General features: G+C 35.6%; 17 protein-coding genes. 15 read left to right on the top strand and 2 right to left on the bottom strand.

All coding sequences use genetic code 11. The features are described from left to right. Positions 1 to 163: 163 nt before the first annotated feature. Entirely contained in the window at positions 164 to 2,002 is a 1,839-nt protein-coding gene (locus R4B61_RS07085; RefSeq protein ID WP_413627554.1) for an APC family permease, read from the top strand. 42 nt (positions 2,003 to 2,044) lie between these two features. On the opposite strand, the gene R4B61_RS07080 is transcribed toward R4B61_RS07085, so the two are convergent. Next, positions 2,045 to 3,796 carry an ABC transporter ATP-binding protein gene (locus R4B61_RS07080; protein WP_413627553.1) on the bottom strand — a complete coding sequence of 584 codons (1,752 nt, stop codon included), beginning with the start codon at positions 3,794 to 3,796 and terminating at the stop codon, positions 2,045 to 2,047. A 118-nt stretch (positions 3,797 to 3,914) separates the two neighbouring features. On the opposite strand from R4B61_RS07080, the gene R4B61_RS07075 reads away from it, so the two are divergent. Beyond that, positions 3,915 to 4,331: a MarR family winged helix-turn-helix transcriptional regulator gene (locus tag R4B61_RS07075; protein WP_413627552.1), complete on the top strand. Its 417-nt coding sequence runs from the start codon at positions 3,915 to 3,917 to the stop codon at positions 4,329 to 4,331. A 6-nt stretch (positions 4,332 to 4,337) separates the two neighbouring features. On the opposite strand, the gene R4B61_RS07070 is transcribed toward R4B61_RS07075, so the two are convergent. Further along, entirely contained in the window at positions 4,338 to 4,991 is a 654-nt protein-coding gene (locus R4B61_RS07070) for a YigZ family protein (protein WP_413627551.1), read from the bottom strand. Positions 4,992 to 5,039: 48 nt separating this feature from the next. On the opposite strand from R4B61_RS07070, the gene R4B61_RS07065 reads away from it, so the two are divergent. The 13 genes from R4B61_RS07065 to uvrB all read left to right on the top strand — a co-directional run bounded on the left by R4B61_RS07065 (position 5,040) and on the right by uvrB (position 19,892). Further along, the gene (locus R4B61_RS07065) at positions 5,040 to 6,356 is read left to right on the top strand and encodes a DEAD/DEAH box helicase (RefSeq protein WP_413627550.1); all 1,317 of its coding nucleotides are present in this window, start codon (positions 5,040 to 5,042) and stop codon (positions 6,354 to 6,356) included. Positions 6,357 to 6,567: 211 nt separating this feature from the next. After that, a complete protein-coding gene (locus R4B61_RS07060; RefSeq protein ID WP_413627549.1) occupies positions 6,568 to 7,023 on the top strand; it encodes a ComF family protein in 456 nt (151 codons plus the stop codon). 78 nt (positions 7,024 to 7,101) lie between these two features. After that, positions 7,102 to 7,635 carry a ribosome hibernation-promoting factor, HPF/YfiA family gene (gene hpf, locus R4B61_RS07055; protein WP_413627548.1) on the top strand — a complete coding sequence of 178 codons (534 nt, stop codon included), beginning with the start codon at positions 7,102 to 7,104 and terminating at the stop codon, positions 7,633 to 7,635. Between the two features lie 119 nt (positions 7,636 to 7,754). Next, positions 7,755 to 10,121, top strand: a complete 2,367-nt coding sequence (gene secA / locus R4B61_RS07050) for a preprotein translocase subunit SecA (protein WP_413627547.1) — start codon at positions 7,755 to 7,757, stop codon at positions 10,119 to 10,121. A 45-nt stretch (positions 10,122 to 10,166) separates the two neighbouring features. Then, positions 10,167 to 11,277 (top strand): peptide chain release factor 2 gene (gene prfB / locus R4B61_RS07045; protein WP_413628313.1). Its coding sequence is split into 2 segments (ribosomal slippage): positions 10,167 to 10,238 and positions 10,240 to 11,277, totalling 1,110 coding nucleotides; the frame shifts between segments, so codons are not numbered across the junction. 14 nt (positions 11,278 to 11,291) lie between these two features. After that, positions 11,292 to 12,458 carry a PDZ domain-containing protein gene (locus tag R4B61_RS07040; protein ID WP_413627546.1) on the top strand — a complete coding sequence of 389 codons (1,167 nt, stop codon included), beginning with the start codon at positions 11,292 to 11,294 and terminating at the stop codon, positions 12,456 to 12,458. A gap of 32 nt (positions 12,459 to 12,490) precedes the next feature. Next, the gene (hprK, locus tag R4B61_RS07035; protein WP_413627545.1) at positions 12,491 to 13,444 is read left to right on the top strand and encodes an HPr(Ser) kinase/phosphatase; all 954 of its coding nucleotides are present in this window, start codon (positions 12,491 to 12,493) and stop codon (positions 13,442 to 13,444) included. Beyond that, a complete protein-coding gene (gene lgt, locus R4B61_RS07030) occupies positions 13,444 to 14,253 on the top strand; it encodes a prolipoprotein diacylglyceryl transferase (protein WP_413627544.1) in 810 nt (269 codons plus the stop codon). Before hprK ends, lgt begins: the two co-directional genes overlap by 1 nt. A gap of 14 nt (positions 14,254 to 14,267) precedes the next feature. After that, positions 14,268 to 15,284 (top strand): NAD(P)H-dependent glycerol-3-phosphate dehydrogenase, encoded by a 1,017-nt coding sequence (locus tag R4B61_RS07025; protein ID WP_413627543.1) that lies wholly within the window; start codon positions 14,268 to 14,270, stop codon positions 15,282 to 15,284. A 20-nt stretch (positions 15,285 to 15,304) separates the two neighbouring features. Further along, complete coding sequence (gene galU / locus R4B61_RS07020; protein ID WP_413627542.1) at positions 15,305 to 16,183, top strand: UTP--glucose-1-phosphate uridylyltransferase GalU; 879 nt, start codon at positions 15,305 to 15,307, stop codon at positions 16,181 to 16,183. A 115-nt stretch (positions 16,184 to 16,298) separates the two neighbouring features. Continuing rightward, positions 16,299 to 16,805 (top strand): peroxiredoxin, encoded by a 507-nt coding sequence (locus R4B61_RS07015; RefSeq protein ID WP_413627541.1) that lies wholly within the window; start codon positions 16,299 to 16,301, stop codon positions 16,803 to 16,805. A gap of 15 nt (positions 16,806 to 16,820) precedes the next feature. Further along, positions 16,821 to 17,753, top strand: coding sequence for a thioredoxin-disulfide reductase (trxB, locus tag R4B61_RS07010; protein ID WP_413627540.1), 933 nt, complete (start codon positions 16,821 to 16,823; stop codon positions 17,751 to 17,753). A 129-nt stretch (positions 17,754 to 17,882) separates the two neighbouring features. Beyond that, positions 17,883 to 19,892 carry an excinuclease ABC subunit UvrB gene (gene uvrB, locus R4B61_RS07005; protein ID WP_413627539.1) on the top strand — a complete coding sequence of 670 codons (2,010 nt, stop codon included), beginning with the start codon at positions 17,883 to 17,885 and terminating at the stop codon, positions 19,890 to 19,892. Positions 19,893 to 19,895: the final 3 nt, after the last annotated feature.

Genomic DNA, 19,895 nt, shown 5'->3' with positions numbered 1-19,895 from the left:
ATCGAGAAAAGAAGCCAAGATGAAAATCTTTGGCTTCTTTTTTGTAAAAAAATTAATTTGTTTAAGAAGTTCAAATCTTTCTTTTTTTTCTATTAAGAAGTATAGTACAATTAGTGAACGTGCTTAATCTAAGCAAATTAATAATAAAATAGGAGCAAGACTAATGTGGCGATATCTAAAAAGATTGATTATTGGACGTCCGCTCAAAAGTACTGATGAGTCTGGACAATCTTTAACTAAGTTTAAGGGATTAGCGTTATTATCATCTGATGCATTGTCTTCAGTTGCTTATGGAACTGAACAAATTACTGCAGTTTTAATTACGCTATCAACTGCTGCTTTGATGTTTCAAATGTGGGCAGCCCTTCTAGTTTTAATTTTATTAGCAGCTATTACGCTTTCCTATCGACAAATAATCCATGCTTATCCATCTGGAGGAGGGGCATATGTTGTAGCTCGTACCAATTGGGGTGAGTCAACGGGATTAATTGCTGGTGGATCACTATTAGTTGATTATATGTTGACGGTTGCGGTATCAACGACATCTGGAACAGAAGCGATTACTTCTGCTTTACCATCGTTATATCAATATCAAGTTCCGATAGCGATAATTATCGTAATATTTATTATGATTCTTAACCTTCGGGGGATGCGAGATTCAGCATCATTTTTAGTAATTCCGGTTTATCTATTTATTGTGATGATTATTTTTATGATCATCTTAGGTGGATACAACATTTTAACTGGTAAAATTAGTTATCATGCTGCAGCACCAATGAACGCTTCCGTTCAAGGAATGACTTTAGTACTATTTTTCAAGGCTTTTTCTTCTGGTTCTGCATCATTGACCGGAGTGGAAGCAATTAGTAATGCGGTTCCTAATTTTAAGGAACCCAAACGAAAAAATGCGGCTAATACGTTAGCGTTAATGGCCGTAGTTTTAGCAGCTTTCTTTGCTGGAATTACTTTCCTAAGTTACTACATGGGAATCGTTCCTAGTGAAAAAGATACGGTTCTTTCTCAAATCGGGATTGGAGTATTTGGTCACGGCTTCTTCTATTATGTATTACAAATGTCAACGGCCTTGATTTTGGCAGTTGCAGCAAATACAGGATTTTCAGCCTTTCCAATTTTGGCTTATAACATGGCAAAAGATAAGTATCTTCCCCATGCCTACCTTGATAAAGGTGATCGTTTGGGATATTCAAATGGAATTATCTCATTAGCGATTGGGGCCATTACTCTAATTATGATTTTTAACGGGAAAACGAACCTCTTGATTCCGCTATATGCTGTTGGGGTATTTGTTCCCTTTACGTTGTCGCAATCGGGAATGATTATTCACTGGTTACACCATAAAGAAGGATTTTGGCCCGGTAAAATTTTCATTAACTTTGTCGGAGCATTTATTTCAATTTCATTAGTTGGTTTCTTATTTGCGCTTCACTTTAAAGACGTATGGCCATACTTAGTAATTATGCCATTGCTTTTAACCTTGTTCTATCGGATTCATATTCACTACATTCGCGTTGCTGAACAACTTCGAGTTGAAAATATGTTTGCAGAACAAGAGAAGCGAAACTACGTGGGTTCAACTGTAATTGTTTTAGTGGGTAACGTTACCCAAGTTACCAGAGAGGCAATTAGTTACGCGCAGTCAATTGGTGATGATGTGGTTGCCGTCCACATCGCAATGGACTCCAATCCTGGTCATGAAAAGAAGAATGAAGATAAGTTCAAATCAGAATATCCAGATGTTCGTTTTGTTAACATTCACACTTCGTACCGTTCTATTAATGATCCAGTTCTCCGTTTCTGTGATGTAGTGGCTAGAAAAGATGATCGAATGAACTATTCGACTACGGTTCTAGTTCCACAATTTGTGCCAAGACATCATTGGCAACAAGTACTTCACAATCAAACGGGACTTCGTTTACGTGCGGCACTAAACTCACGTCAAAACATTGTGGTTTCAACTTATAACTATCATTTAAATCATTAAAATAAGAAAGCACCTTGCTCGTTTGAGCAGGGTGCTTTTAGTTTAGGATTGTTTAAACTGAATTTTAACGTATTCACGATAAATAGGGAGACTATCCAGTAATTCTTGATGTGTTCCATGACCAGCTACTTTTCCATGATCAATGAAATAAATATCATCAGAATCAACAATAGTACTTAGTCTATGGGCAATTGTGAGGGTGGTTCGTCCTTTCATTAGTTGTTGGAGGGCTTTTTGGACCATTGCTTCTGATTCAGAATCTAAACTGGCAGTTGCTTCATCGAGCATTAAGATTTTTGGATCACGTAAGAAAGCTCGAGCAATTGCTAGACGTTGTCTTTGACCGCCAGAAACTTTAATTCCACGTTCACCAACTTGAGTATCCAATCCCGCATCCATTTCACGGACGAACCCATCAGCATAGGCAAGTTTTAAAACGGCCCAAAGTTGTTCATCAGAAAACTGACGATCAAGTCCATACGTTAAGTTATGGCGGATGGTTCCGGCCATGATAGCAGAATCTTGGGAAACAAACCCAATTTGAGAGCGCCAATTTTTGAGATTAATCGAATCAATGTTGGTGTTTCCAACTCGAATGGCACCATTATCAATTGAATAATATCTTTCCAGTAAACTAAATATCGTTGATTTTCCAGATCCAGAAGGTCCCACAAAGGCAATTGTAGTATTGGGATTAGCAGTGAAAGAGACGTCTTGTAGAACTGGTTGATCATTATTATATGCAAAATCAACATTTTCCATGGTTAACTTTTGCCCGTCAACGTTAAATTTTTCACCAGTTTGGAAGTCTTCGATTGGTTCAATCATTAATTCTTGAATTCTTTGGGTGGATCCGCTGGCCTTAGATAGATCAGTAAAGAAGCGGGCCATTGAACTAACGGGACCGATAATTTGAAAAAGATACATCAAAAATGCAAACATTGTTCCAATGGTCATTGAACCAATTGCTACCCGGTGAGCACCATAAGCTAAGACTCCCACAATTAAAGCCATCATTACGGTTCCCATTAGGGGACTCGCAATTGAGTCATAAATTGCTTCTTTTAATCCGATTTGATAAAGCTTTTGTACAGATTTGTTTCCACTTTGCTTTTCGTAGTCTTCGGCGTTAGAAGACTTTACTAGTCGAATTTCACTAAGCGTTTCTTCAGCTTTACCCGAGAAATTAGCAAGTTCACCTTGGCGTTCATGACCGACTTTTCTAGTTTTACGCATCACGGGGGTCATAACTAACATTACAACGGGAACTGCAATGAACATAATTATTGTCATTTTCCAGTCCATGAAAAGCATGATGACTAATGCACCAATTAATTGAAAAATTGAAGTTACTGAACTAGGAAAGGACACCGCTAGCAAATTTTTAATTTGATCGGAATCATTGACTAATCGGGAAGTCATCATCCCAGTTTTCACATTATCAAAATACTTGATGGGAAGTCGGATGATTTTAAGCCACAATAATTTTCTTAGGTTAGCAACCACATTTTCTCCAAAAAAACCTAATAAAGCTCCGGAAAAGGCATTGATTAAGGCGCTAACAATAAATAAAATGATTACCCCGATAATTAGAGTCGGACTAACTCCTTTAGAGAAATTATTAACCATCGATTGAGCGGCTTTAGGAATGATTAATTGCGTGAAAGTTGCTAATAACCCTAATATTAGTCCAATCCATAGTTGCCAGTACTTGGGTTTGGTTTTTTTAATTAGCTTAATAAAATCTTGAAAATGAAAAGCTGATTTATTTTTAAATTCTTTTGACTTGTCCATAAATACTCCTTTAAATGAATTCCTAGAATTGTTATAATTCTAACAGTTAGATATCTAACTGATGGAAATTAATTATATTAGTTAGATATCTAACTGTCAAACTAAAGGAGTGATTTTTTTGACAAAAGGAACTGAAATTCAACGCTTATTTCGAGAATTAGGGCGTCATTATCATGAACAAATTATTAAAGAAATGACGATTACCCCACAACAGGGACGTGTAATTCAAGTTATCCATCAATTTTCTGGAATCAGTCAAAGTGATTTAGCTAACGTTTTACATAGAAAAAAGCCCACAATTTCTAGTATTTTAAATAACTTAGAAAAAGGGGCTTTAATCTATCGAGAAGTTCCGAAAGATAACGCACGCCAAAAAAAGATCTATTTAAGTGAAGCGGGAACTAAATTATACGAAGAAGTTAACGCTAAATTTAGAAATCTTGATAAACTAATTGTTAGTAATTTAGATAGTCATGATCAAAATGAATTAATTAGAATTTTAAATAAAATGATTGAAAAAAAAGAAGTCGAGTAGTTTTAATTACTTGGCTTCTTTTTTGGGATGATAGGGAATTTCGATATATTCTTCTTCACCAATTACAATTTCACCTTTTCCAGCCAATTGATCGTTAAGCTCGGCAACAAAATTGGTGACGTTTTCTGAAGTGGTTGCTGTTTCAATGGTAACTGCAGCACCGTAACTGATGTTAGAGATTACAAAATTATTTTCGTTTAGATAGTACTGTAAGGAATCGTTTAATTTATAGGGAACGGTGATATTAATTTTAGTTTGTAATACTTTTTCAACAATTCCTACGGTTTCAACCGCTTGGGATGCAGAATTACTGTAGGCACGAATTAAACCACCAGCACCAAGTTTTATACCACCAAAGTATCTAGTAACGACGACCGCTGTATTATGAACTTCATTTTTGCGTAGTGCTTCAAGAATAGGAACTCCCGCGGTACCACTTGGCTCGCCGTTATCGCTTTCACGTTGGATTTGGTCAGTTTGCCCAATTAAATAGGCAAAACAATTATGGGTGGCTTTTTTGTGTTCTTCACAAACTGCTGCTAAAAATTCTTTGGCTTCTTCTTCAGTTTCAACACGAGCAATATTAGTGATGAATTTTGATTTTTTTATAATGATTTCGTTGGTTCCGTTTTTAGTGATGGTTAAAAATTTGTTTTTCATTAATTAATTCAATCCTTAAATACGTATTTTAATTTTGAGGTGATTTAAATGATAACAGATAAAGAAGATTTATTTGGAAGGTTAGTTCCAGCACAAGAATGCGATACAAAGTTATTAAACATTACTGAAATCGAAAAGGTAGCAGCTTTAACTGTTAATCAGACTCATGTTCATTGTACTAGATGTAATGCCGATTGTGAAAAGAGAATTGTCAAATTACCAGATGAAAATTTTTATTGTAACGAGTGTCTCAACCTTGGTCGATTAGACAATACAATGCAGTTAGTGCATTTAACCGAAAGAAACCAATTTAAAGTGGATTATCCAGTGTTAACTTGGGAAGGAAACCTAACCCAGTTACAGCAAAAGTGTTCGGATGAAATTGTAATGGCTTTTCAAAACCAGCAAGATAAGTTGTTATGGGCGGTTACGGGGGCGGGTAAAACAGAAATTTCCTTTACCGGGGTGGCTTGGGCACTTGAACATGGATTGAGAGTGGGGATTGCTTCCCCGCGAGTAGACGTTTGTACCGAATTATTTCCTCGGTTTCAGGCAGCCTTTCAAAATACATCGATGATTTTGTTGCACGGTAAAAGTGAAGAAGTTTATCACTATCGGCAGCTAACAATTTGTACCACCCACCAATTGCTGCGTTTTCAAGCAGCTTTTGATATTTTGATTATTGATGAAGTAGATGCCTTTCCGTATGCCAACAGTCAATCATTGCAATTAGCCGCTAAACGAGCGGTTAAATCGGATGGTTCCATGCTATTAATGACGGCCACTCCTAGTAAACAATTACAAAATGAATATGAAATTTCTTATTTGCCGCTACGATTTCATCGGCATTTACTGCCCCAAATTAAAATACATTATTGTTTTAATTGGAAAACTAAAATTTATTCGGGAAAAATTCCAGAAAGACTAATTAAAGCAGTGCGTAAAAAGATTCAACAAAAGCAACGTTTTTTGTTGTTTGTACCTAGAATTAGTGATTTGAAGGTTGTAAATCAGGTTTTAGAAAAAAGAATTAAGGAAACTAAGTGTTGGGAAACCGTTTATTCAAGCGATGAAAACCGGATGGAAAAAGTTCAAAAGATGCGTGATGGTGAATATCTTTTTCTAATTACAACGACCATTCTAGAAAGAGGAGTTACATTTCCGGGAATTGATGTGATTATTTTGGGTGGTGATGAACGCGTCTTTTCGGTGTCATCATTAGTTCAAATTGCCGGAAGAGTGGGAAGAAAGTTGGATCGACCAACGGGGAATGTGGATTGTTATTTAGGTAGTTATGCCAAAAATGTGGCAGCAGCAAGAGCACAAATTACTGAAATGAATCGAAGGGGAAAACAAGTTGGATAAGTGTCTCTGGTGTGGAGGATTTTTAAACGGAAATCTAAGTCTCCATTTTATTTTAAGCTTTAAAAGATATGAGATTAGTTATTTATGTCGCCACTGTCAAAATTTATTTGAAATTCCTACGAGTGAAAAAAATTGTCCAGTTTGTAATCGAGTTCAAAGAAATAGCGATGTTTGTGCTGATTGTGAGAAATGGGAAAAATCGCAATTTCCGATGGTTAATAATTATTCTTTTTATCCATATGAAGGAGTCATTAAAGAATATATTGATCGATACAAGTTTCAAGGCGATTACCAGCTACGTCATATTTTTGTTAATTTAATGAAGAAACAATTACCCCAAGATTGCGTCATTGTGCCCATCCCAATTAGTGCAGAAACGATGCATAAAAGACACTTTAACCAAGTGGTTGGGTGGCTAGATTTAAAATTTACGCCAGCTTTAATAGCCAAACCGAAAGCTAAATCTCAATTTGAAAAGAATCGACTAGAAAGACTTTTAACCGGGCAACCTTTTGAAATTGATGCAAAATATTCAACTCAAATTGAAGCGAAAGACATTTGTTTGGTTGATGATATTTATACAACCGGGGCGACGGTTCATCATGCTGCACAGTTACTTAAAAGTGCAGGAGCAAAAACAGTTCGTAGCATTACCCTGGCTCGTTGATTGATTGTTATTTATCAAATTTAAACTATAATAGAGGTAAAGGGCTTTTAAAAAGTAGTTATTGGGGAGGATTTCAAGATGTTATCTTTTAATATTAGAGGAGACGATGTAGAAATTACTGACGATCTTCGCAACTATGTAGCAGAACAGATGGAACAAATTAATCGTTATTTTGAAAGTGACGTCAACGCCGTAGCACACGTTAATCTTTTTGGTTTTAAGAATCAGGATGTTAAATCAGAAATAACCATTATTTTTCCGTTTGTTTTAGTAAGGGGTGAAGCAACCGCAAGCGATTACGCTACTAGTGTTAAGGCAACGATTAAAAAAATCAAGAAACAAATTGATAAATATCAAGGTCGGATTAACGAACAGGCTAAAAGAAACGGTAATAACAAGCTGTTTAAAGAAACGCCTACTGATACAGTTCAGTTTAAAATCAAAAGAAAAAAACGAGTTCCTCTAAAACAAATGACTTCCGATGAAGCAATTTTGCGAATGAACTTGTTAGATCATGATTTTTATACCTTTAAAGACATTGATAATGAGACTATTGATATTGTCTATAGACGTAAAGATGGAAATTATGGTTTGATTGTAACCGAAAGTTAATATTCTTTTGGAGAAGCTTTAATAGATTGTTTTTATTTAATATCATAAAATGTTAGAATGAAAGTTATTAGATTTGATATAGAATGAAAATAAAACGTAGTTTGAGGAGAAATGATTAAATGGCAACCAATATTTTAAAAAAATGGGTTGAAAGTGATCGTCGCCGAATAAAACAATTAGGTAAACTAGCTGATCGAGTTAGTTCATATTCAGATGAATACGAAAAATTGAGCGATGCTGACTTACAAGCAAAAACGAACGAGTTTAAAGAACGTTACCAAGCAGGAGAAAGCCTCGATGAACTTCTTCCTGAAGCATTTGCTGTTGCTCGAGAAGGAGCCGCAAGAGTTTTAGGTTTAAGACCATTTAGAGTGCAAATCATGGGAGGAATTGTTCTTCATGAAGGTAACATTGCTGAAATGAAAACTGGTGAAGGTAAAACTTTAACTGCCACAATGCCAGTTTATTTGAATGCAATTTCTGGAGATGGGGTTCACGTAGTTACGGTTAACGAATACCTTTCTGAACGTGATGCCGAACAAATGGGTCAACTATATAATTGGCTAGGATTATCAGTAGGGGTTAACACTTCAGATATGGGACCAGAAGAAAAACGGGCTGCCTATAATGCTGATATTACTTACTCCACTAATAGTGAAATTGGATTTGATTACCTAAGAGATAACATGGTGGTCTATAAAGAAGATCGGGTACAACGACCACTTAACTTTGCTTTGGTTGATGAGGTGGATTCAATCTTAATTGATGAGGCTCGAACACCATTGATTATTTCTGGTCAAGCACAAGGGGCCAATAAGCTCTATATTCAAGCTGATCGATTTGCTAAGACATTGACTGCCAAGGATGATTTTAAGGTTGATTTGGAAACTAAGACGGTCTCTTTAACTGAACCAGGAATCAAAAAGGCAGACAAGTTCTTTAATTTGAAAAACATCTATGATACAGATAATACTGCCTTAACCCACCATATTGACCAAGCATTACGTGCAAATTACGTAATGGAATTGGATAAGGATTATGTGGTTAAAGAAGATGAAGTATTAATTGTTGATTCATTTACTGGACGAATCATGGATGGTCGTCGTTTCTCTGACGGTCTTCACCAAGCCATTGAAGCTAAGGAAAACGTTTCCATTCAAGAAGAAAGTAAGACAATGGCCAACATTACTTACCAAAACTTGTTTAGACGTTACAAGAAGTTAGCCGGAATGACTGGTACTGCTAAAACTGAACAAGAAGAATTTAGAGAAATTTATAATATGAACGCTGTTTCAATTCCAACTAACAAACCGGTAGTTAGAATTGACGAACAAGATGTGTTATATCCAACATTGAAATCTAAATTTGATGCCGTGGTAGATAAAGTTGCCGAATTACACAATCAAGGTCAACCAATTCTATTGGGAACTGTTGCAGTTGAAACTTCAGAATACATTTCTAAACGACTTGATAATGCTAAAATCCCGCACGTAGTTTTGAACGCCAAAAACCATGCTCGTGAAGCTGAAATTGTTGCCAACGCTGGTCAAAAGGGAGCAGTTACAATTGCTACCAACATGGCTGGTCGTGGTACTGATATTAAATTAGGACCGGGAGTGGTTGAAGTCGGTGGTTTAGCAGTGATTGGTACTGAACGACACGAATCACGAAGAATTGATAACCAACTTAGAGGTCGTGCCGGTCGTCAAGGTGATCCTGGTTACTCACAATTCTATTTATCACTAGAAGATGATTTAATGCGTCGTTTTGGTTCTGACCGAATCAAAAACGTTTTGAAGACATTGAAAGTGCAAGATGATGATGCGGTAATTAGAAGTCGAATGATTACTAAACAAGTTGAATCAGCTCAACGTCGAGTTGAAGGTAATAACTACGATTCTCGAAAGAACGTTTTAAAATACGATAATGTAATGTCTGAACAACGGGATGTTATTTATGGTGAGAGAAACGTCGTAATTGATGAAAAAGAATCACTAAAATGGGTAATTATGCCAATGATTGAAAGAACCATTGATCATGTGATTGATTTGCATACCCAAGGGGACCAAAAGGATTGGAACATTGAAACTATTTTAGACTTTGCTACTAGTTCTCTAGTTAGTTTAAACGACATCAGTATTAACAATCTAAAGGGTCTTTCTGCTGATCAAATTAAGGCTTACTTACTTGATTTAGCTAAAAAAGCTTACCAACAAAAAGAAGAAGAATTAAAAGATCCAGCGCAAGTGTTAGAATTTGAAAAAGTCGTTATTTTACGAGTAGTAGATTCACACTGGACCGACCATATTGATTCAATGGATCAACTTAGAGAAGCAATTGGACTTCGTGGATACGGTCAATTGAATCCACTAGTTGAATATCAACGTGAAGGATCAAGAATGTTTGAAGAAATGGTTACTGACATTGAGTACGGGGTTACTCGTTTATTTATGAAAGCTGAAATCAGACAAAACATTCAAAGATAAAAACTGGAGGACAATTGTTCTCCTTTTTTTGAGCGGAGGAAAATGATGGAGATTAACGAGCAACAGGCTAAAATTGACGAAATTAATACCGAAATTGATAAGTTTAGGGGGTCTCTTTGACTTAGATGAACTAAATGAATCAATTTCGATTAATGAAAGTAAGATGGCAGAACCAGGATTTTGGGATGACCAAATTGCTGCTCAAAAAATTATTGATGAAACTAATGCTTTAAAAGCAAAATATGATGTGTTTCATAATTTAGTTGCAGAAACCAACGATTTACAAGTAACTCTTGATTTATTAAAGATGGAGTCAGATTCGGAATTAGAGGAACAGTTTGCACACGATTTAGAGCAGGTGCAAAATCACATTGATGATTATAATTTAAACCTGTTGCTAAACGGAAAATATGATAAAAATAATGCAATTTTAGAAATTCACCCGGGAGCCGGAGGAACTGAAGCTGAAGACTGGACAGAAATGCTCTTGCGGATGTATACACGTTGGGCAGAACAAAATGGTTTTAAGGTTGAAGTTGAAGATTACCAACCAGGTGAGGTTGCGGGAATCAGCAGTGTGGCATTAACAATTTCCGGACATAATGCATATGGATACCTTAAATCTGAAAAAGGAGTTCATCGATTAGTACGATTATCTCCTTTTGATTCAGCCGGAAGACGCCATACTTCATTTGCATCGGTGAATGTCTTACCTGAACTAGATGAGACAGTGAACGTTGAAATTAATAGCGATGATTTACGAATTGATGTATTTCGTTCCAGTGGAGCCGGAGGGCAACATATCAATAAAACTTCCTCAGCGGTTCGGATTACTCATTTACCAACTGGAATTGTGACTTCTAGTCAAGCACAACGATCACAATTACAAAATAGGGTAACTGCGATGAATATGTTAAAATCTAAGTTGTACGAAATAGAAGAGGAGAAAAAGGCACAAGAAAAAGCGAAAATTGAGGGTAAACAGTTGGAAATTGGCTGGGGATCACAGATTCGTTCTTATGTTTTTCATCCTTACACTATGGTTAAAGACCATCGTACCAATCATGAGACTGCCAATGGAAAGGCTGTTATGGATGGTAAATTAAATCCATTTATTAATAGTTATTTACAGTGGAAGTTGAAACAAAATAATTAATAAAGGTGAAGCTTATGCAATTAGCATTTAATATTTTATTTTTCTTTATAGTTCCAGCTTTTTGGCTGGGAATGATTCGCACTTACTTAATTTATAAAAAGCGGGTTAATCGAGAGCGAAAATTGTTTGATAGTGCCATTAACGCCCATCATACTGAAATAAAGACTTTTATAATTTCAATGATTTTATTGGGAATTGTGGGATCAATCTTTACTGCAGCTTTAGGGATTGAGGTTTCATATGCTTGGATTGCATTTTATGAACTACTTGTAATGGTGGCACTCTTAATTCCAGGCGCAATTTTTCCGGTTTCAATTTTATTTATTTCAATGATTCCAATTGTCTTTTTAGGTGATAATTTTTTCTATCTAATTACTTCAGGGAACTTCAGTACGATATTGCAAGAACATAATGCAGAAACTTTGGACTTTATGTCATTAGTAACAATTGTATTGGTCTTACAATATCTATTCTTAAAGTTTAATCGTAAGTCGATTAACTCCCCAATTATTGAAAAAAACATTCGGGGAAATAAGTTTGCTTCGTACGCTTTTAATAAAATCAGTGTTGTTCCATTGATTCTTTTAATTCCAGGAGATTTATTTAACAGTACAAGTGCTTTTTGGCCCATTTTTAAAATTTATGGTGTAAAAGTCACCATCCTAGTTGTTCCGTTCTTGATTGGTTTTAATTTGCGGTTCTTCAACCAAATGCCAGAAAATATTATGAAGAGAATGGCAAATGCAATTGGATGGTTAGCTTGGTTAAGTCTTGGGTTAACCGTTGATGCTTTCGTTTGGAAAAGTTCAATTTTTGATGTTATCAGTATCTTAGTAATCTTTTTTGCATACTGGCTAGTACTTCGTCACTTTAAAAAGGTTGATCGAAAGGCTTCTAATCCAGTAGAACAATCAATTGATGGAATTCGAGTTTTAGGGGTTAAAGCTGATACTCCAGCAAGTAAAATGGGACTTAAAATTGGAGACTTGATCATCGAGGTTAACGGGCAAAAAGTAACTAACGAAGATCAATTGTATAAAGCACTTCAAACTAAACCGACATTTTGTCGAATTAAGATCATGAATCGAAATGATCGACTTGAAATAAAAGAAGAAGCAATCTTTGCTGATGCACCACATGAGATTGGAATTGTAACCTTCCCAAGTGATGATAAATTATAAAATTTAATTATTAATTTAGAGGAGTGAGTCATATGGCAAAAAGTGTTAGTGTTCAAGAATTAGTTGATAATACCCATCTTCATGTTTTTTCCGGTCAAGAGTATCTTGATCGTCCAATTACTACTAGTGATATTTCTAGACCTGGATTGGAGTTGACGGGTTATTTTGATTATTATCCTTCAGAAAGAATTCAACTATTAGGAATTACAGAAACTTCATTTGCAAAAGACCTTCCAGAGGAAGAATTAATTAAAGACATGACTAGAATGTGTCAAGCTGATACACCTGCTTTTGTAATTTCAACTGAATTAGAGCCTCCTAAACCACTAGTTAAAGCTTGTGCAGATGCTAAAATTCCGATTTTAGAGTCTAAATTGAATACCTCACGTGTTTTAAGTAACATGACTGATTTTCTTGAAGCTAAACTAGCACCTAGAAAGTCAATTCATGGTGTTTTAGTTGAAGTTTATGGTCTAGGAGTTTTAATTACTGGTGACTCTGGGATTGGTAAAAGTGAAACTGCACTTGAACTAGTTAAGAGAGGACATCGATTAATTGCTGATGATCGAGTTGAAGTTTATCAACAAGATGAACAGGCTTTAATTGGAACAGCACCTAAAATTCTAAATCATTTATTGGAAATCAGAGGAATTGGGATTATCGATGTGATGACTCTCTTTGGAACAGGTGCAGTTCGTTCAGAAACCAAAGTTGATTTCATTGTTAACCTTGATATTTGGGATAAAGATACTAAATATGATCGATTGGGTACTGATCGAGACTCAGTTCAAATTTTTGATGTGGAAGTTTTGAAATTAAACATTCCAGTTAAACCCGGAAGAAACTTGGCAATCATTATTGAAACTGCGGCCATGAACTTCAGAGCAAACGTAATGGGATACAATGCGACGGATGTTTTTGATGCCCAATTGAATAATTTAATTAAAGATAACAGTACTCCTAACAACGGTAAGGATGGTAAATAATGTTACCAGTTTTAGCATTAAATCCAATTGCATTAAAGTTGGGTCCGTTTCAAATTCGTTGGTATGGAATTTTTATCGCATCCGCTGTCTTAATTGCAGTATATTTAGCAACTAAAGAGTCTAAACGAAAAGGGATCAATGAAGATCATTTGTATGATTTAATTCTATGGGCAATTCCCATTGCGATTGTTTGTGCCCGAATTTATTATGTGATTTTTCAATGGCAATACTATGCGAAAAATCCAGCAGAAATAATTGCAATTTGGGATGGTGGAATTGCAATTTATGGAGCCCTTTTAGGGGGCGGAATTTTTATGTATTATTTCTGTAAAAAACATCAGTTAAATCTTTGGACGATTTTTGATATTGCAGCTCCCACTGTGATTATGGCTCAAGGAATTGGACGTTGGGGTAATTTTATGAACCAAGAGGCATTTGGTTCAACCACCACATTAGCGTTTTTACAGAAATTACATTTGCCAGATTTCATCACGCAACAAATGTTTATTCAAGGAATGTATCGACAACCAACTTTTTTATATGAATCACTTTGGGACTTTACTGGTTTTATCTTATTGATGATAATGCGGCATTGTAACCATTTGTTTAAACAAGGAGAAGTTTTCATTGCTTACCTAATGTGGTACTCTTTTGGCAGATTCTTTGTTGAGGGTATGAGAACTGACAGTTTAATGTTGGGACCACTTCGAATTTCACAAGTTCTCTCGATTGGACTATTTTTAATTGGACTTGGTCTCTTAATCTATAGAAGAAAAAATAATCCAGACTTAGACTGGTATGATAATTAATTAAGGAGAAACAAATGACTGAAAAAGTTGCAGTAATAGGTGCTGGTTCATGGGGTAGTATGTTAGCTTATATTTTGCATCAAAATGGAAATGATGTGCGCTTATATGCTAGAAATTTGGACCAAGTTAATGAATTTAACCAAGAACATACTAATACTCGTTATTTAAAAGATTTTACTTTTCCAGAAGAAATGAAAGCGACTAATTCATTAGAAGAAGCTCTTGATGGTGTCGATAATGTCCTTTTCATTGTTCCTTCTCAAGTTACAAGATCGGTAGCTAAACAGGTTAACTCGATTTTAGCTGAACAAAAATTACAGCCATATTTAATTCATGGTAGTAAAGGTTTAGAAAAAGGTAGCTTTAAACGGATTTCTCAAGTATTGGAAGAAGAAATTTCTGCTGCTAATCGTAAGTCTATATCTGTAATTTCTGGACCTAGTCAAGCAGAAGGGGTTGCTAAACAAGATCCAACTTTAATTACGGTTGCAAGTGAAGACATGAAATCTGCTGAGCATTTCCAAAAATTATTTATGAATGACTATTTTCGAGTTTATACTAACAATGATATAATTGGAGTAGAAATTGGTGGAGCTTTGAAAAACATTATTGCCCTGGGAGCTGGTGCGCTTTACGGACTAGGCTATGGGGATAATGCGAAGGCCGCCCTAATGACTCGTGGAGTTGCTGAGATTTCTCGTTTAGGGGTCTCTTTTGGTGCAAATCCACAAACTTTTACAGGTTTATCCGGAATGGGTGATATCATTGTAACTGCTACAAGTAGTGATTCACGAAACTGGCGGGCAGGTTATCAACTCGGAAAGGGTAAAAAACTTGATGATATTGTTTCCGATATGGGAATGGTAATTGAAGGGATTGCAACCAGTGAGGCTGTTTTTGATCTTGCAAAGGAACGTGGTGTTGAAATGCCAATTACCAATGCAATTCATTCAGTATTGAATGATGATGAAACCGTCCAAACTGCAATTGCAAAATTAATGACTCGTGAAGGCCGTTCAGAAATTGGATAGCTACATAGGAGATAGATAATATGAAAAAAGTTACAAAAGCAATTATTCCAGCTGCTGGTTTAGGAACTAGATTCTTACCAGAAACTAAGGCTGTACCGAAAGAAATGTTACCAATTATTGATACACCAACAATTCAATATATTGTTGAAGAAGCAAAACAATCTGGAATTACAGATTTAGCAATCGTAATTGGTGCTGGAAAAGGTGCAATTGAAGATCACTTTAGTTCTAACTACATGCTAGAACAAAACCTAAAGGAAAAAAATAAGTTAGATATGCTTGAATCAGTTCAAAAGACTAATGATATGAATATCTATTTTATTCGCCAAGCATATCCTAAGGGTCTTGGTGATGCTGTATTAACTGCTAAAACATTTATTGGTCGTGATCCTTTTGTAGTTATGTTGGGTGATGACCTAATGAAAGACGAAGTTCCATTAACGCAACAATTAATTAACAGCTACGAAAAGTCGGGCGCTTCAACGCTTGCAGTTATGCGAGTTCCTCATGAAGAAACTTCTAAATATGGGGTGATTGATCCGGTCGACAAAGTTAATGATGAGGTTTATGATGTTCGTCAATTTGTGGAAAAGCCTAGTCCAGAAGAAGCACCTAGTGATTTAGCAATTATTGGTCGTTACTTATTTAACGCTGATATCTTAGATGTTTTAGAAACAACTAAACCAGGTAAAGGTAATGAAGTTCAATTGACTGATGCAATTGATACTTTAAATAAAACCCAAAGAGTTTTTGCCCATGAATTTAAAGGGGAAAGATTTGATACCGGTAACAAGTTAAGTTGGTTAGAAACAAACATTGAATTTGGGCTTAAACGAGCTGATATTTCAGCCGATTTAAAAGATTACTTAATTGATTTAGGTAAAAAATTAGATAAATAATTTAAAAAGATATCGCTTTCGATATCTTTTTTATTATCTGAGCAAATTACTATTAAAAAGTAAGTGTGGATGATATGATATTATCGTTAAAGAAAATTGATAGGGGATTTTCACTATGAAACTTAAAATTGCAGGGATTCCAATTGGCTGGTTATTAGGTAATAAACAACCACAAGTGGGAGATCAATTACCAGACTTTACTGTTAAAAATGCAGAAAATGAAAAAGTTACTAATTTGGATTTTGGAAGTAATTTAGTGTTAATCAGTGTGGTTCCAAGTTTAAAAACTAAAGTTTGTAGTTTAGAAACGGCACACTTTAATCATGTTGCCAGTCGATTTGCCGGGGTGAAGTTTATCACCATTTCTAATGATCCGGTTGCTTTACAAAAAAATTGGTGTGCTGCTCATGGAATTGATAATATTGAAATCTTATCTGATAGCGATGGAAGCTTTGGTAAGGCAACCCATTTGCACATTCCCTTATTTAACCATTTAGCTAGAGTGGTTTATTTAGTTGATCAAAATGGGAAAATTATCTATTATCAATTGGTTGAAGAAGTCACGAAACAGCCAAACTATAAACCAATTTTGAGTGAAATCAAAAAAATTATTAATCAATAATGGAGGGAAATTATAATGACAAAAAAATATGATGTAATTGTAATTGGTGCAGGACCAGCTGGAATGACGGCCGCTCTCTACGCATCTCGTGCTGAATTGTCAGTGCTTATGTTAGATCGTGGTATTTACGGTGGACAAATGAATAATACTGCCGAAATTGAAAACTACCCTGGATTTAAATCAATTTTAGGTCCGGACTTGTCAAAAGAAATGTATGATAGTAGTACTCAATTTGGTGTGGAATACGGTTACGGTGAAGTAACTGGAATTGAAGTTAAAGGTGACGAGCGCATCGTTAAAGCAGGTGACGAAGAATACATCGGTTCTGCTGTAATTATTGGTTCTGGTTCAGAGTATCGTAAGTTAGGTGTTCCGGGAGAAGAAGATTTTGCTGGACGTGGTGTTTCATACTGTGCCGTTTGTGATGGTGCCTTTTTCAAAGGTGAGGATGTCATTGTGGTCGGTGGTGGAGATTCTGCCATTCAAGAAGCAACTTATCTTGCTAACTTAGCTAAGACAGTGACAGTTATTCATCGTCGTAGTGAGTTGAGAGCTCAAAAGATTTTACAAGAACGAGCTTTTGACCGTGATAACATTAACTTTATTTGGGATAGTAACGTTGAAGAAATTCAAGGTGACGACAAGAAAGTTAACCAAGTAAAGATTAAGAATAACCAAACTGGTGAAGAAAAGGTAGTTCCTGCTGCTGGAGTATTTATTTACGTTGGAATATTACCATTGACCAATGCATTTAAAAATGTAGGAATCACTGATGATGCTGGTTGGATTGATACCAATGACTTAATGGAAACTAAGGTTCCTGGGATCTTTGCCGTTGGTGATGTGCGAAAGAAACATCTTCGTCAAATTACTACTGCTGTTGGTGATGGTGGAATTGCTGGACAAGGTGTATTTGATTACGTTGAATCATTAAAAGCTAAAAAATAATTAACTTAGAATGGACTATCTAAACTGATAGTCCTTTTTTGTTCTCTTCATTTGTACGAAAGTACGTTCGTATGCTAGTATTAAAATAATATAAAACTACCGATTTTTCGAATCAAAAAGAGGGAAGACATGGTCAATAAATTAAAGAATAAGTTTGAATTAGTTTCAAATTATAAACCTACTGGGGATCAACCGACAGCAATTAAAAAAATTGATGCGGGTTTGGCAGCAGGAGATAAGGAGCAAACTTTATTAGGAGCAACCGGTACGGGAAAAACCTTTACAATGGCGAATATTATTAAGGATCAAAACCGACCTACCTTAGTTTTAGCTCATAATAAAACGTTGGCAGGACAGTTATATAGTGAATTAAAGAAGTTTTTTCCTAACAATGCGGTTGAATACTTTGTTAGTTATTATGATTTCTATCAACCAGAAGCATACGTCCCATCAAGTGATACATACATTGAAAAAGATGCATCCATTAATGATGAAATTGATCAATTACGACATTCAGCAACTAGTTCTTTGCTTTCTCGTAATGACGTGATTGTCGTTGCTTCAGTTTCTTCAATCTTTGGGTTAGGTAATCCTAAAGAATACCAAGATCACACCGTTTCACTTCATTTGAATGAGGAATTAGAACGAGACGTTTTGTTAAGAAAGTTAGTTAACATTCAGTTCCAAAGAAATGATATTGATTTTGATCGAGGTCGGTTTCGAGTTCACGGTGATACCGTAGAAATTTTTCCAGCATCATGGAATCAGCATGCCTATCGAGTGGAATTTTTCGGAGATGAAGTTGATAAAATTACAGAAGTTAATACTTTAACTGGAGAAGTGATTGGGGAACCCAAAGCAATAACGCTATTTCCTGCTACCCATTTTCTAACGAATGATGAGGTCATGAAGGTAGCTTTACCAGAAATTAAGAGTGATTTAGATCAACAAATTACAAAAATGGAAAATGCGGGAAAACTTTTAGAGGCCCAACGAATTAAGCAAAGAACCAACTACGATATTGAAATGATGAAGGAAATGGGATATACCTCAGGAATTGAAAATTATTCCCGTTATATGGACCGAAGAAAACCAGGTGAACCACCATATACTTTATTAGATTTCTTTCCCAAAGACTTTTTAATGTTCATTGATGAATCTCACCAGACTTTACCCCAAGTACATGGAATGTTAAATGGTGATCGAGCTCGGAAAAAACAATTAATTGACTATGGTTTTCGTTTACCTAGTGCTTATGATAATCGACCATTAAATTTTGATGAGTTTGAAAAACATATTCATCAAGTTGTATATATGTCAGCAACTCCAGGAGATTATGAGCTTGAGCATAGTACACAAGTGGTGGAACAAATTATTCGACCAACTGGATTAGTTGATCCAACGGTAGAAGTTCGTCCCACTAAAAATCAAATGGATGATTTATTAGGTGAAATCAACTTACGAATCAAGAAAAATCAGCGAACTTTTGTAACCACTTTGACTAAAAAAATGTCTGAAGATTTAACTGACTATCTAAAAGACTTGGGAATTAAGGTTCGATACTTGCACAGTGATATAAAAACGTTGGAGAGAACTAGAATTTTGCGTGACCTTCGATTAGGTAAATTTGATGTCTTAGTCGGAATTAATCTTCTTCGTGAGGGAATTGATGTTCCAGAAGTTTCTCTGGTAGCAATTTTAGATGCGGATAAAGAAGGTTTCTTGCGTAATCCACGTTCTTTGATTCAAACAATTGGTCGGGCTGCCCGTAACTCTGAGGGTCATGTAATTATGTACGCAGATAACATGACTGGGTCAATGAAGGCGGCAATGGATGAAACCCAACGTCGTCGGACCATTCAATTAGCTTATAATGAAGAACACGGAATTACACCAACTACCATAATTAAGCCAATTTCTAAGGCGATTTCAGCTTATAAACAAGATGAAGATACCGATAAAAAGGGTGGTAAACAACCATTTGGTGAGTCTGATTTTGAACAAATGAGTTTTAAGGAACAAGAAGAAATGATTAGTAATTTAAGTGAAGAAATGAGAGAAGCAGCTAAGCAGCTTGATTTCGAACAAGCGGCCTCATTGAGAGATACGATTAAGAAACTAAAAAAAGAAATGAAGTGAGCA

Origin of the sequence: Fructilactobacillus vespulae (assembly GCF_047324295.1) — a bacterium.
Classification (GTDB): domain Bacteria; phylum Bacillota; class Bacilli; order Lactobacillales; family Lactobacillaceae; genus Fructilactobacillus; species Fructilactobacillus vespulae.
This window is presented reverse-complemented; position numbering and strand designations above follow the sequence as displayed.

Coding starts and splice junctions, on each gene's coding strand:
- R4B61_RS07085 (WP_413627554.1), top strand. CDS start 164: ATGTGGCGATATCTAAAAAGATTGATTATTGGACGTCCGCTCAAAAGT.
- R4B61_RS07080 (WP_413627553.1), bottom strand. CDS start 3,796: ATGGACAAGTCAAAAGAATTTAAAAATAAATCAGCTTTTCATTTTCAA.
- R4B61_RS07070 (WP_413627551.1), bottom strand. CDS start 4,991: ATGAAAAACAAATTTTTAACCATCACTAAAAACGGAACCAACGAAATC.
- R4B61_RS07065 (WP_413627550.1), top strand. CDS start 5,040: ATGATAACAGATAAAGAAGATTTATTTGGAAGGTTAGTTCCAGCACAA.
- R4B61_RS07060 (WP_413627549.1), top strand. CDS start 6,568: ATGGTTAATAATTATTCTTTTTATCCATATGAAGGAGTCATTAAAGAA.
- hpf (WP_413627548.1), top strand. CDS start 7,102: ATGTTATCTTTTAATATTAGAGGAGACGATGTAGAAATTACTGACGAT.
- secA (WP_413627547.1), top strand. CDS start 7,755: ATGGCAACCAATATTTTAAAAAAATGGGTTGAAAGTGATCGTCGCCGA.
- R4B61_RS07040 (WP_413627546.1), top strand. CDS start 11,292: ATGCAATTAGCATTTAATATTTTATTTTTCTTTATAGTTCCAGCTTTT.
- hprK (WP_413627545.1), top strand. CDS start 12,491: ATGGCAAAAAGTGTTAGTGTTCAAGAATTAGTTGATAATACCCATCTT.
- lgt (WP_413627544.1), top strand. CDS start 13,444: ATGTTACCAGTTTTAGCATTAAATCCAATTGCATTAAAGTTGGGTCCG.
- R4B61_RS07025 (WP_413627543.1), top strand. CDS start 14,268: ATGACTGAAAAAGTTGCAGTAATAGGTGCTGGTTCATGGGGTAGTATG.
- galU (WP_413627542.1), top strand. CDS start 15,305: ATGAAAAAAGTTACAAAAGCAATTATTCCAGCTGCTGGTTTAGGAACT.
- R4B61_RS07015 (WP_413627541.1), top strand. CDS start 16,299: ATGAAACTTAAAATTGCAGGGATTCCAATTGGCTGGTTATTAGGTAAT.
- trxB (WP_413627540.1), top strand. CDS start 16,821: ATGACAAAAAAATATGATGTAATTGTAATTGGTGCAGGACCAGCTGGA.
- uvrB (WP_413627539.1), top strand. CDS start 17,883: ATGGTCAATAAATTAAAGAATAAGTTTGAATTAGTTTCAAATTATAAA.